General features: G+C 74.7%; 10 protein-coding genes. 5 read left to right on the top strand and 5 right to left on the bottom strand.

What is annotated here, in order from left to right; genetic code table 11:
* Positions 1–56: 56 nt before the first annotated feature.
* Genes ACFU5G_RS09200 through ACFU5G_RS09215 form a run of 4 tightly spaced genes read right to left on the bottom strand, consistent with a single transcriptional unit; the run spans position 57 to position 3,696 of the window.
* Positions 57–884: an enoyl-CoA hydratase/isomerase family protein gene (locus ACFU5G_RS09200; protein ID WP_377242913.1), complete on the bottom strand. Its 828-nt coding sequence runs from the start codon at positions 882–884 to the stop codon at positions 57–59.
* A gap of 36 nt (positions 885–920) precedes the next feature.
* A complete protein-coding gene (locus ACFU5G_RS09205; protein ID WP_377242915.1) occupies positions 921–1,673 on the bottom strand; it encodes an SDR family oxidoreductase in 753 nt (250 codons plus the stop codon).
* Positions 1,670–3,064 carry a dihydrolipoyl dehydrogenase family protein gene (locus tag ACFU5G_RS09210; protein ID WP_377242917.1) on the bottom strand — a complete coding sequence of 465 codons (1,395 nt, stop codon included), beginning with the start codon at positions 3,062–3,064 and terminating at the stop codon, positions 1,670–1,672. Before ACFU5G_RS09210 ends, ACFU5G_RS09205 begins: the two co-directional genes overlap by 4 nt.
* A complete protein-coding gene (locus tag ACFU5G_RS09215) occupies positions 3,061–3,696 on the bottom strand; it encodes a VOC family protein (RefSeq protein WP_377242919.1) in 636 nt (211 codons plus the stop codon). The genes ACFU5G_RS09210 and ACFU5G_RS09215 overlap by 4 nt, the downstream gene beginning before the upstream one ends.
* Positions 3,697–3,865: 169 nt before the next feature.
* Between ACFU5G_RS09215 and ACFU5G_RS09220 the strand changes: the two genes are divergently transcribed.
* Positions 3,866–4,468, top strand: a complete 603-nt coding sequence (locus ACFU5G_RS09220; RefSeq protein ID WP_377242921.1) for a muconolactone Delta-isomerase family protein — start codon at positions 3,866–3,868, stop codon at positions 4,466–4,468.
* Positions 4,465–5,985 (top strand): MFS transporter, encoded by a 1,521-nt coding sequence (locus tag ACFU5G_RS09225; protein ID WP_377242923.1) that lies wholly within the window; start codon positions 4,465–4,467, stop codon positions 5,983–5,985. Before ACFU5G_RS09220 ends, ACFU5G_RS09225 begins: the two co-directional genes overlap by 4 nt.
* Before the next feature lie 15 nt (positions 5,986–6,000).
* Here the strand turns inward: ACFU5G_RS09225 and ACFU5G_RS09230 are convergent, their stop codons facing one another.
* Positions 6,001–8,772 carry an ATP-binding protein gene (locus ACFU5G_RS09230; protein ID WP_377242925.1) on the bottom strand — a complete coding sequence of 924 codons (2,772 nt, stop codon included), beginning with the start codon at positions 8,770–8,772 and terminating at the stop codon, positions 6,001–6,003.
* Positions 8,773–8,998: 226 nt separating this feature from the next.
* Between ACFU5G_RS09230 and ACFU5G_RS09235 the strand changes: the two genes are divergently transcribed.
* From ACFU5G_RS09235 to ACFU5G_RS09245, 3 genes are all read left to right on the top strand, one after another.
* Entirely contained in the window at positions 8,999–9,817 is an 819-nt protein-coding gene (locus ACFU5G_RS09235; RefSeq protein WP_377242927.1) for a hypothetical protein, read from the top strand.
* Between the two features lie 9 nt (positions 9,818–9,826).
* Entirely contained in the window at positions 9,827–10,816 is a 990-nt protein-coding gene (locus ACFU5G_RS09240; RefSeq protein WP_377242929.1) for a Dyp-type peroxidase, read from the top strand.
* A gap of 98 nt (positions 10,817–10,914) precedes the next feature.
* Positions 10,915–13,281 carry an arylsulfatase gene (locus ACFU5G_RS09245; protein WP_377242931.1) on the top strand — a complete coding sequence of 789 codons (2,367 nt, stop codon included), beginning with the start codon at positions 10,915–10,917 and terminating at the stop codon, positions 13,279–13,281.
* Positions 13,282–13,286: the final 5 nt, after the last annotated feature.

Here is a 13,286-nt window from a genome sequence, read left to right on the forward strand (position 1 = left end):
GGTCGGCACAGGCCTGTGCCGACCTCGAAGCCAACTGCCGACCTGACGGGCGGCGCCTAGTCCTGCCGGAGCCGCCCGATCGCAGTGCCCAGGTCCGTCTCGACGCCGTCGGGCTGCTGGAGGCCGTGCTCGAACAGCCGGCCGACGAACGGCCGGTGCTCCGGGCGCCCGGCGGTGGCGAAGTACGCCGCCAGCCCGCGGGCGAGCTCGTCGTCGGCGGGCAGGGTCGCCACGTCGACGAGCTGCTTGATGCCCGCCACCGCCACCTTGTCGAAGGCGGCGATGCGGCGGGCGAACGCGTCGGTGACCTGCTCCAGGTCGGCGTCGGGCACGAGGCGGTTCACGTAGCCGTACTCGGCGGCCCGCGCGGCCGGGACGTCCTCGCCGCCGAGCAGGATCTCCAGCGCGCGGCCCCGGCCGACCAGCCGCCCGAGCCGCGCCATCGGCCCGCCACCCGGGACGGCGCCGACGCCGACCTCGAACTGGCCGAGCACCGCCTGCTCGGACGCGAACCGGATGTCGGTGGCCAGCACGAACTCGCTGCCCGCACCGCGGGTCCGGCCGCGGATCTCCGAGACGGTCGCCACCGGCACGCGGCTGAGCCGCACGAAGTTGTCCAGGTACGGGTGCAGGCCGGTGGGCCCGGGGCGCATCGCCACGACCCGGGCGGTGTCGGACCGGAAGTCCCAGTGCGCCATGAAGTAGCCGGGCGTCTCGCTGCGGAACACGACGACCGTGAGGTCGGGCGCCGTCTCGATCCGGTCGACCAGCGCCCCGAGCTGCTCGACGGTGTCGGGGTCCAGCAGGTTGACGGGCCCGTTGTCGAAGGTCACCCGCCAGTAGGACGGCGAGACCTCGTCGACGTGGAACTGCTCCGCGCTCATGGTCGTGCTCCTCACCCGACGGGCCGGAAGGACCGGTCACCAGACGAACTGCTGACCGCCGTCGATGTCGTAGGTCGCGCCGGTCAGCGCGGTGTTGGTCATGAGGTGGACCGCGAGCGCCGCCACGTCCTGCGGGCCGACGACCCGCCCGATCGGCAGGGTGTCCCGCAGCTCGGCGCGGCGCTCGTCCAGCCGGTCACCGAGCAGCGTCGCCGACAGCGGGGTGTCGACGAAGCCCGCGGCGATGAGGTTGACCCGCACCGGCGCGAGCTCCAGCGCAAGCGCCGCCGTGAACGGGGGCATGGCGGCGGTGGTGGCCGACGCGATGCCGAGGCCGTGGCCGACGCGCTTCGCCCCGGTGCCGCTCATGAGCAGGAGGGTGCCGCCCGGCCGCAGCCGGCCGGCGACGTGGCGGGCCACCTCCAGGCCCACGACCATGTGGGCACTGAGCGCGTCGCGCAGCTCTTCGGCGCCCATCTCCAGCAGGGGCCCGTAGTGCGGGCCGCCGGCCGTGATCAGGACGTGGTCGACCGGGTCGGGCAGCTCTGCGAAGAACGCCGCGAGAGCGGCGGTGTCGGTCGCGTCGAAGGCCGCGGTCTCCCGCGCGCCGACGTCCGCCGCGGCCCGCTCCAGGCGGGCCTGGTCCCGTCCGGTCAGGACGACGTCGGCGCCCTCGGCCCGGGCCCGGCGCGCGGTCTCCAGGCCGATGCCCGCGCTGCCGCCGATCACGACGACGGTCTGCCCGGCCAGCTCGGGGGTGCGCGGGGCCGGCGCGCCGGAGTCGCTCACGACTCCTCCGACGCCGCTGCCGACGCCACTGCCGACCCCGACGCCGCCGTCGGCTGCCGGTCCGCGGCGACCTGCGCGAGCAGGTTCTTCAGGGCCGCGTTGTAGATCTCCGAGAAGGTAGGGAACGGCTGGATGGTGTCGCGCAGCACCCCCAGGGGGATCCCGGCGCGGATCGCGACCGTCGCCTGCTGCAGCCACTCCCCCGCCTCGGGCCCCAGGCCGTAGGCGCCGGTCAGCACCTCGCCGTCGCTGAGCAGCGTGAGGAACCCGTTGGCGTCCGCGTACTCGCGCGTGTACGCGGCCGTCTTCGGCACCTCCGAGATCGGGGCCGTACCGCTGAACCGTGCCTCGGTGGCGCCGACGGCGGCCGCCTGCGGGTCGGTGAACACGACCCGCGGCACGGCGGTGTAGTCGGCATCGCGCGGGATGCCGAGGATGTTGTCCGCGACGACGTCGCCCTGGTACTTGCCGACGTGCGTCAGCATCCAGATGCCCGTCGCGTCGCCGACCACCCAGAGGTTCTCAGCGGCTCGCAGGCGCGCGTCGACCGGGATGCCGCGGGCCTCCGCCCGCACCCCGACCGTCTCCAGCCCGAGGTCCTGCACGCGCGGCCGCCGCCCGGTCGCGACGAGCAGCTTGTCGCCGCGCAGCTCCTGGCCGTCGTCGAGCGTCAGCACGTAGTCCGGGCCGTCCCGCCGGGCCTCGACGGCGCGCGGCCCGAGCACCAGCTCGATGCCGTCGCGGCGCAGCACCTCGCCGAGCGCCTCGCCCAGCGGCGCGGGCTCGCGCGGCAGCACGCGGTCGCCGGACCCGGTCAGGACCACCTCGCCGCCCAGCCGGCGCACGGCCTGGGCCATCTCGATGCCGACGGGTCCGCCGCCGAGCACGACCATCCGCCGCGGCACGGCCTTCATGCCGGTGGCCTCGCGGTTGGTCCAGATCCCCGGCAGCTCCCGCAGGCCCGGGACCGGCGGGATCACCGGCGACGCCCCGTTGGCCACGACCACGTGGCGCGCCGTGTAGGGGGTGCCGTCCACCTCCACGACACCGGGCCCCGCGAGCCGGCCCGTGCCCCGCAGCAGGTCGATGCCCTGGCTGGCGAGCCAGCGCACCTGCCCGGCGTCGGAGTAGTCCGAGACCATGAAGTCGCGCCAGGCGAGGGCCCGCTCGACGTCGACCTGGGCCGTGCCGGCCGCCTCCCGCACGCCCTGCACCGCCTCGCCCGGGCGGAGCAGCGTCTTGGACGGGATGCACGCCCAGTAGGAGCACTCACCGCCCACCAGCTCCCGCTCGACGAGCGCGACGCGCAGCCCGCCCTCGGCCAGCGCCCCGGCGCAGTGCTCCCCGGGCGACCCGCCACCGATCACGATGACGTCGTAGGTGCTGCTCATCCGTTCGCTCCTTCGCCCGCACCCGCGCCGGTCCCCGCCTGCTCGCGCACCATGTGGTCGGCGTACCAGGCGGGCCAGTCCGGGTCCTCAGCGCCGATGCGCGCCTCGTGCTCGCCGTGCGCGGCGGCGGCACGGCGGAGGGCCGCCGCGAGGTCCGCCGTCGAGGCGAACGTCGTGGCCGACGGGTCCACCCGCCCGGGGAGCCGCGTCGTGATCTCCTGCAGCAGCCAGCCGTTGCCGTCCGGGTCGCTGAACGACAGGAACGAGCCGTAGCTGCCGCGCTGCGGGTCCGGCCCGGACACCCGGGCGTCGGTCCCGGCGTGGTGGAACACGCCGCCCGCGTCGTGGAACACCTCGCTCGGGTCGGCGCCGAGCCGCTTGAGCTCGTCGCGCGCCGCCTCGATGTCGCCGACGATCAGGTGCAGCCCCTGGGCCGTGCCCGGTTCCTGGGCGGTGACCGAGGTGCCGAAGATGACCGAGGCCGGCGATCCGGGCGGCGTCACCTGCACCACCCGGAACGTGTCGTCGGTGGCGACGTCGGCGTCCAGCCGCCAGCCCAGCCCCGTGTAGAACTCCTTGGCCCGGTCGACGTCCGCGACCGGGACCACGACGACCTCGAGCTTCATGTCCATGACGTGCTCCATTGCTCGTGCGTGTGACGTTCCCCCCGAGACTCGCCCGGGTGGGCGCACGAGCGCACCAGGGAGTCACCCTGGTCCGCGCGGACCAGGGAGCGGCACGGGCGCGAGGTGCCCGGCGTCGGGCCGATGCTGGACGTGCTGGCGACCGAGGAGGCACGGCATGGAATACCTCGTCACGATGACCACCCGGGTTCCGGACGGCACGACGCCGGACGCCGTCGACGACGTCCGTGCTCGCGAGGCCGCACACACCCGGGAGCTGGCCGCGCGTGGGCGGGTGCTGCGGCTGTGGCGTCCCCCGCTGGCGCCCGGCGAGTGGCGCACTCTCGGGCTGTTCACCGCCGACGACGCCGACGACCTGGAGCGGACGCTCACCTCGATGCCCCTGCGCGTCTGGCGCACCGACGAGGTCACCCCGCTCGGCGCCCACCCCAACGACCCCGGGGCCGGCACCGTGCCGCCCGTACCCGGCACCACCGAGCACCTGGTCACGTTCACGCTCGACGTCCCCGCCGGGGCGAGCCCGGACACCGTCGCGGAGCGGACGGCGGGCGAGGCCCGGCGCACCCGCGAGCTGGCCGCCCAGGGCCGCCTCGTCCGGCTCTGGTCGCTGCCCACCCCCGGCCAGGCCCTCGGCCTGTGGCAGCACGCCGACGTCGACGAGCTGTACGACGACCTCCGGTCCCTGCCCCTGGCCGCCTGGCTCACCGTCGAGACCGTGCCGCTGACACCACACCCCAGCGACCCCGGGGAGCGGGCATGACCGCCGGGCCCCGCGGGCCGGCCGAACCCACGGAACCCGCCGACCCGGCCCCACCGGCGGGATCGCTGGTCCCGCTGCGCAGCCGCACCGGCGCCGCACTCATCACCGCGACCGTCCTGGCGTCCACCGTCGGCTTCCTGGACGCATACATGATCAACGTGGCCGTGCCCGCGATCGGCAGCGACCTGAGGGCGAGCGTCAGCGAGGTCCAGTGGGTGATCACCGGGTACCTCGTCACCGTCGCCGCGCTGCTGCTCGTCGCGGGAGCGCTCGCGGACCACTTCGGCCGCAGACGGATCCTGGTGACCGGCCTCGTCGTGATGCTCGTCGCCTCGCTGTGCTGCGCCGTCGCACCGACCGCCCCGGCGCTGATCGCCGCGCGCCTGGTCCAGGGCGTGGGCGGCGCCATGGTCGTGTCCAGCAGTCTCGCGCTGCTCAACGGCACGCTGCGCGCCGCGGACCGGACCCGGGGCATCGGTATCTGGGCCGGCATCTCGACGCTCGGCACCACGCTCGGGCCGTACGGCGGTGGATGGCTCGTCGACCACGCCTCGTGGCGGTGGGTGTTCCTGCTCAACCTCCCGCTGATCGCGGCCGCGCTGTGGGTGCTGCGCGGTGTGCCGGCGGGCGTCGGGACCCGCCGGCCGCTCTCCGTGGACGCCGGCGGGGCGCTGCTCGCCGTCGTCGGCCTGGGCGGGGTGGTCTACGCACTCACCGCCGGCCCGGAGGCCGGGTGGACGTCCGGACCCGTCGTGGTGTCCGGCCTGCTCGGGCTGGCCTGCCTGGCGACGCTCGTGCCGGTCGAGCGCCGGCAGCGCGTGCCCATGCTCCGGCTCTCGCTGTTCCGCTCACGAGCGTTCGACGCGATCAACGTGGCCACCCTGCTGTTCTACGGCTCCCTCTCGGCCGCCGGGTACCTGGTGGTGCTGCAGTGCCAGCTGCAGCTCGGTTACAGCGCCGCCGGCGCGGGCGCCGCGCTGATCCCGGAGTCGGCGGTGTTCCTGGTCGTGTCGCCGCTCGTGGGCGGGCTGGCCGGGCGGGTGGGCACCCGCTGGCCGATGGCGGCGGGCATCCTGGTGGTGGCCGCCGGCTTCGCGTGGCTGTCCGCCGCCGAGCCCGGCCAGCCGTACGTACAGGCGATCCTGCCCGGTGCGCTGCTCTGGGGGCTCGGCCTCGGGCTGGCCGTGGCGCCGCTCACGGCAGGAGTGCTCGCCGCCGTCGACGACAGCGACCTGGGTGAGGCGTCGGCGATCAACGACGCCGCGTCCCGCGTCGGCGGCGTCGTCCTGGTCGCGCTGGTCCCGGCCCTGCTGGCCGCGGGCGACGCGCCCGACCTGACGCAGCCGCTGGCCGCGCACTACCGGTCCGCGATGCTGGTCATGGCAGGGCTGAGCGTGCTAGCCGCCGTCCTCACCGCCGTGTTCGTGCCGAGCCACCGCCCTGCGGCGCAGCCGGCCCCGCCCGGGCCGCGCCTGCACGCCTGCGCGCTGCCGGACCCCGACCCGGCGCGGCCCTAGCCCGCGGTCCGGAACCTAGCCAGCGGCGGACTCGAGCTCGCCGCGGGGCAGGGCGTCCCGGAGCTCACGGCGCGAGGTGATCCGTAGCTTGACGAAGACCTTGCGCAGGTGCCACTCGATCGTGCGCGGGCTGAGGAAGAGCCGGGTGCCGACCTCGGGGTTGGACAGACCGTCGCGCACCAGCAGCGCGATCTGTCGCTCCTGGGCCGTCAGCTCGTCGTCCGAGGCGACCTCGACCGCGTGCCTGCGGGGCGACTGGCCCGTGGCGACGAGCTCCCGGCGCGCACGCTCCGCGAACGCCTCCATGCCGATCACCGCGAACAGCCCGTACGCGGTGCGCAGCTCGTCGCGTGCCTCGACCCGGCGGCGCTCCCTGCGCAGCCACTCTCCGTACAGCAGGTGGGCCCGGGCGAGCTCGGGGCGCAGCTGGGTGCGGCCGAGCCGCACGACGGCCTCCCGGTAGAGGTCGTCGGCGTCCGGCCCGTCGGCCAGGAGCGCCCGGCTCCGGGCGGTGATGCCGGTGGCGAAGTCGGTGCCGAACGGCTCCGTGCTCTCGACGAGCCGGTCGAGGGCGGCCCGGGCCAGGTTCTGCTCGCCGACGCGGCTCGCCGCCTCGACGGCCTCCGGCAGCATCCAGGTGGAGATCCACGGCTCGGAGAGGTGGGTGACTGCCTGCGTGGCCCGCATCGCCTCGGGATAGCGGGCCAGGCCGTTGTAGAGCACCGCCGACGCCCAGGACGCTGCCGACAGCCCCGTCCCGAACCCGGCAGCGGCCGGCCCCTGGACCGTCGCGGCCAGGAGCCCGGCCGCCTCGGCCTCCCGGCCCCGCAGGGACAGCAGCCGCAGTGCGGGACAGGGCGGCATCACGGTGCCGGTCGCGGCGGCGACGGCGTTGCCCTCGGCGATCGCGGCGGCCGCCCCCTCGAAGTCGCCGGCCCACGAGAGCGCGTGGCCGAGCGTGGACAGGTGGTAGGGCAGCTCCCGGAGCGCACCGGCGTCGCGGACGACCCGGACCTGGCGGGCGGACAGGGCCCGCAGGCCGGCGTCGTCCCAGATGGCCGAGCTCGCCGCCGTGGCCACCCAGCCCCAGCGCAGCACGTCTCGTGCGGGGAGGTCGGCCAGGGCCGCAGCGGCCTGGCGCAGGGCCGTGGCGGCAGCCGCCCGGCCATGGGTGGAGAGCAGCGTGAATCCGTCGAGCAGGAGCTCCAGCGGACCGGGGTCGTCGGCCCGCGGGAGCGTCCGGGCGGCCCGGGCGACCGCCAGCAGCGTGTCCTGGTCGGCGACGCCGACAGCCATCCCCCAGGCAGTCAGGTAGGTCTCGCGCGCCAGCCGGGCGTCGACGGCGGCGAGCCGGCCGGCGGCGTCGAGCAGCAGGCCGATGCCGTCGGGGACCGCGCCGGACGCGAACGCGACCTGACCGCTGAGCACCCCGGCGCGGCCGCTCTGGAGCTCGTCGAGCGGTCCGGCGCGTCCGGCGCTCAGCAACCTGCGGACGTCGTCGAGCTCCCCGGCGTCGAGGCTGGCCTCCGCCGCGGCGAGCATCCGGTCGGCCCGAGGTCCGGGTTCTGCGGTCAGCGCCGCGGAGCGCTGCAGGAACGCCGCGCCGGCCGCCACCCCGCCGCGCGCCTGCGCCCGGAGCGCGGACCGCTCCAGCTCGACGGCGACGGCCTCGTCCGGCCCGACCGTGGCGGCCGCGAGGTGCCACGCCCGCCGGTCCGGCGCGTGCCGAGGGTCGGTGACGTGCGCCAGTGCGAGGTGCACCGCCCGGCGGCGCGCCGGGTCCGCCGACCGGTACAGCGCGGACCGCACCAGCGGGTGGCGGAACGTGACGCGCTCGTCGAACGTCACCAGGCCGTCGGTCCCGCCCGCGAGCGCTGTGCCGAGCGGGACCCCGAGCCGTTCGGCGGCTCGGCTGACCAGGACGACGTCGCCGACCGGTTCTGCGGCGGCGACCAGCAGCACGAGCCGGGTCTGCTCGGGCAGCGCCCGGACGCGGTGGCGAAAGCTCTGCTCGATCTGGCCGGGCAGCGTCTCGGCGTCGAGCAGGCCGAGACCACCGGCCATCTGGGTGGCGGTGAGGCCGCGGGGCAGCTCGAGCAGTGCGAGTGGGTTGCCGTGGGTCTCGGCGACGATCCGGTCGCGGATGTCCCGGTCGAGGCGGGCGTGGATGACCGTGTCCAGCAGGGCGTGCGCGTCGACGTCAGCGAGTCCGGCGACGTCCAGCACGGGCAGCCCGTACAGGTCCGGGTCGGTACCCCGCACGCCGAGGAGCACGGCGATCGGCTCGGCCCCCAGCCGTCGCGCGACGAAGGAGAGGACCCGCGCCGAGGCCCGGTCGAGCCACTGCGCGTCGTCGACCACGCAGAGCACCGGGCCGGCGCCGGAAGCGTGCGAGAGGAGGCCGAGCACGGCGAGCCCGACCAGGAAGCGGTCGGGTGGCGGGCCGGCACGCAGGCCGAACACCGTGGACAGCGCGTGCCGCTGCGGTGACGGGAGGTGCTCGATCCCGTCGAGCAGCGGGGCGCAGAGCTGGTGCAGCGCGGCGAACGCGAGGTCCAGCTCGGGCTCGACGCCTGCGGTGCGCAGGATCCGGATGCCCGCCGCGGCATGCTCGGCGTGGTGCAGGAGGGCCGACTTGCCGACCCCCGGCTCACCACGCACCACGAGCACCCGGCTCTCGCCGGCGCGCAGCGCGCCGACGAGCTCGTCGAGCCGGGCGAGCTCCACGTCTCGCCCGAGCAGTGCTGGCCCGTCGCCCGGGCAGGAGTTCTCTTGCCGTCGATCCACCGTCGTCCGCCTTCTTCACGCGCGGGAGAGGTGCTCGACACTGAGGCGAAAACTCCGCGCTGCCGGGATCCGACGCTACGCCCGCCGACCGGGCCCCGCTCCGCGGGAGAGGGTGAGTTCCAGGGGCCGGGACCGCCGGTCTCGACCGCCGGATGCGGGCAGGTTCCGGCGCTGCCCCCCGAAATTCCCGGGCCCGCGCCAGCCCCCGCCAGCTACCCTCCGCCGGATGATCGTGACCGAGCTCGACGGCCTGCCCGTACGCCTGCGCGCACCCCACGACCTGTCGTTCACTGCGCGCTGGGGCACGGTGTTCGCGGTGCTCGACCAGCAGGACTCCGGCAACCTCTGCCTCGGCGTCGAGGGGCCCGCGGGCCGGGTGTTCGTCAAGTACGCGGGTGCGCCCACGGCGCGGTACGACGGCGACGTCGACGCTGCCGCCGCCCGCGCGCGCCGCGCGGCCGAGGTCTACCGGGCGCTCGCCCACCCCACGCTCGTGACCCTGCGCGAGGCCGTGGACGTCGGGGCCGGGCACGCCCTGGTGTTCGACTGGACCGACGCGACGCCGGTCGGCCGGCAGTACGAGCGGTCGCACGTGGTGCGGTCGATGGACCTGGCCGCCCGGGTCGACGCGATGCGGCAGGTGTACGACTTCCACGCCCACGCGGCCGCGCTCGGCTGGGTCGCGATCGACCTGTACGACGGTTCGGTGATGATCGACCCGGCGACCGGGCGCGTGGTCCTGTGCGACCTGGACCTCTACGAGCGCGCCCCGGTGGTCAACGAGATGGGCCGGATGTGGGGGTCGTCGCGCTTCATGTCGCCGGAGGAGTACGAGCTCGGCGCGCCGCTGGACGAGGTCACCAACGTCTTCGCGCTCGGCGCGCTCGCGCACACGTTCCTGGGCGACGACGCGACGAGGTCGCCCGAGGCTTGGGCCGGCTCGGCGGCGCGGCTCGCCGTCGCCACCCGCGCGACGCAGGCCGAGCGGGCCGCCCGCTGGCCCTCGGTCGCGGCACTGGCCGAGGCCTGGCGCACCGCGTTGTAATCTTCCGGCATGCCGGACAACGTGAGCAGCCCAGACGGCGGCCGGACCGCCCCGTCGACCTACGGTGCACCCGTCTCGCCCCAGGGCGTGGACGCCCCGCTGCGCCGGTCCGCCGTCTTCCTCACTCTCGTCGTGGCCGACGGCGAGGACGCGCTGGCCACCGTCCGCGAGGTGCTCGCCGACCTGGGCGGGCTGGTCAAGACGGTCGGCTTCCGCGACCTGGCGAACCCGGTCTCGTGCACCGTCGGCATCGGCGGCCGCGTCTGGACGGACCTGACCGGCCGGGAGCGGCCCGCCGAGCTGCACCCGTTCCGGGAGATCGCCGGCGCGACGCACACCGCCGTCTCCACCCCCGGTGACCTGCTGTTCCACATCTGGTCGGACCGGCAGGACCTCTGCTTCGAGCTGGAGCGCCTGCTGCTCGCCGCGCTCGGCACCGCCGTCACGACCGCCGACGAGGTCTCGGGGTTCCGCTACTTCGACACCCGCGACCTGCTCGGCTTCGTGGACGGCACGGCCAACCCGGTCGGCCCGGACCTGCCGGAGGCCACCCTCGTGGGCGACGAGGACCCGGAGTTCGCCGGGGGCAGCTACGTCGTGGTGCAGAAGTACCTGCACTCGCTGGCCGCCTGGCAGGCGCTCACCACCGAGCAGCAGGAGCGGATCATCGGCCGCACCAAGGCCGACGGAGTCGAGCTCGACGACGCGGCCGAGGGGCAGAAGGCGCACAAGACGCTGGCCACGATCACCGACGAGGACGGCGAGCACGACATCCTGCGCGACAACATGCCGTTCGGCCGCCCGGGGCACGGCGAGTTCGGCACCTACTTCATCGGTTACGCCCGCCACCTGTGGGTCATCGAGCGGATGCTGGAGCGCATGTTCGTCGGCGACCCGCCCGGCCTGCACGACCGGATCCTCGACTTCTCGACGCCGCAGACCGGCACCACGTTCTTCGTGCCGCCCACGTCGGTCCTCGACGCGCTCGACGCCGGCTGAGGCCCCGGGGCAACTCACCTCTTTTGTGGGATGTGCCGCCGTGGCGCCGGCCTAGCGTGAGAGGGGCCCGACCTCCCCCGCGACGAAGCGGAGCCCCCATGCGTCCCGACACGCACGCCCGCACGATGCTCCCCATCCCGGACCGGCCGGCGTCGGGCCTGACGACGTACGACGCGAAGGACCCCGCCACCTCGTACCCGCCGATCGAGCCGCTGCTGCCCCCGCCGGGCGCGCCCAACGTGCTGATCGTCCTGCTCGACGACGTCGGCTTCGGCGCGGCCAGCGCGTTCGGCGGCCCCTGCTGGACGCCGACGGCGGAACGGCTCGCTGCGGGCGGCCTGCGGTTCAACCGCTTCCACACCACCGCGCTGTGCGCGCCGACGCGCCAGGCGCTGCTGACGGGCCGCAACCACCACTCCGTGGGCATGGGCAGCATCACCGAGACCGCGACGTCGGCCCCCGGGAACAGCTCCGTGCGCCCGAACACCAAGGCCCCGCTGGCCGAGACGCTGCGGCTGAACGGCTACTCGACGGCGCAGTTCGGCAAGTGCCACGAGGTGCCGGTGTGGCAGTCGTCGCCCATGGGCCCGTTCGACGCGTGGCCGACCGGCGGCGGGGGCTTCGAGACGTTCTACGGGTTCATCGGCGGCGAGAACAACCAGTGGGCGCCCGCCCTGTACAGCGGTACCACGCCGGTCGAGCCCCCGGCGACGGCCGACGAGGGCTACCACCTGACCGAGGACCTGGTGGACCACGCGTGCGCCTGGGTGCGGCAGCAGAAGGCACTGATGCCCGACAAGCCGTTCTTCGTGTACCTCGCCCCCGGCGCGACGCACGCCCCGCACCACGTGCCGCGAGAGTGGATCGAGAAGTACCGCGGCCGGTTCGACGACGGGTGGGACGTGCAGCGCGAGCGCACCTTCGCCCGGCAGAAGGAGCTCGGCGTGGTGCCGCCCGAGGCCGACCTGACCGAGCGGCACGACGAGATCCCCGCCTGGGCCGACATGCCGGACGAGCTCAAGCCCGTGCTCGCGCGCCAGATGGAGGCGTACGCGGGCTTTCTGGAGCACACGGACGTGCAGGTCGGGCGGCTGATCGACACCCTGGAGGACCTGGACGTCCTCGACGAGACGATCGTCTACTACATCATCGGCGACAACGGGGCCTCGGCCGAGGGCACGGTCAACGGCGCCTTCAACGAGATGGCGAACTTCAACGGCATGGCTGCCCTGGAGACGCCCGAGTTCCTGCGCTCCAAGCTGGACGAGCTCGGCTCCCCCAGCTCGTACAACCACTACGCCGTGGGCTGGGCGTGGGCCATGGACACCCCGTACCAGTGGACCAAGCAGGTCGCCTCGCACTGGGGCGGCACCCGCAACGGCACGATCGTGCACTGGCCGGACCGCATCGCCGAGCACGGCGGCCTCCGCTCGCAGTTCACGCACGTCATCGACGTCGCCCCGACGATCCTGGAGGCCGCCGGACTGCCCGAGCCGACCACCGTGAACGGCGTGCTGCAGGCGCCCATCGAGGGCACCTCGATGCTCTACACGTTCGACGACGCCAGGATGCCGGAGCGGCACGACCTGCAGTACTTCGAGATGTTCGCCAACCGCGGGATCTACGACCGCGGGTGGAGCGCGGTGACCAAGCACCGCACCCCGTGGGCGCTCACCGGCGCGGAGCCGCCCGCGTTCGACGACGACGTCTGGGAGCTGTACGACGGCCGGACGGACTTCAGCCAGGCGCACGACCTGGCCGCCGAGCGCCCCGAGGTGCTGGCCCGGCTCCAGCGGCTGTGGCTCATCGAGGCCACGAAGTACAACGTGCTGCCCATGGACGACCGCACCGCGGAACGCCTCGTGCCCGAGCTCGCCGGCCGGCCGACCCTCATCCACGGCGGCTCGCAGCTCTTCTTCCCCGGCATGGGGCGGCTGTCGGAGAACAGCATCGTCAGCGTGAAGAACCGGTCGTTCTCCGTCACGGCCGAGGTCGACGTCCCGGCGGGCACCGCCTCCGGCGTGCTCATCGCGCAGGGCGGCCGGTTCGGCGGCTGGTGCGTGCACGTCGTGGACGGGCGGCTGACGTTCACGTACAACGTGCTCGGCATCAGCCGGTACGACGTCACGGCCGACGAGCCGGTGCCCGGCGGCAAGCACCAGCTGCGCGCCGAGCTCGCGTACGACGGCGGCGGGCTGGGCAAGGGCGGCGCGGTCACCCTCTTCCACGACGGGTCCCCGACGGGGAGCGGCCGGGTGGACGCGACCCAGCCGCTGGTGTTCTCGGCCGACGAGACCACCGACATCGGCTACGAGTCCGGGACCAGCGTGTCCGGCGCCTACACCCCGGCCTCCAGCCGGTTCGCCGGCCGGATCAGCTGGGTGCAGCTCGACGTCGGCACCGACGACCACGACCACTACATCAGCCCCGAAGAGCGGCTCCGGGTCGCCATGGCCCGGCAGTAGGCAGG

It is taken from the genome of Promicromonospora sp. NPDC057488, from assembly GCF_042802395.1.
Taxonomy (GTDB): domain Bacteria; phylum Actinomycetota; class Actinomycetes; order Actinomycetales; family Cellulomonadaceae; genus Promicromonospora.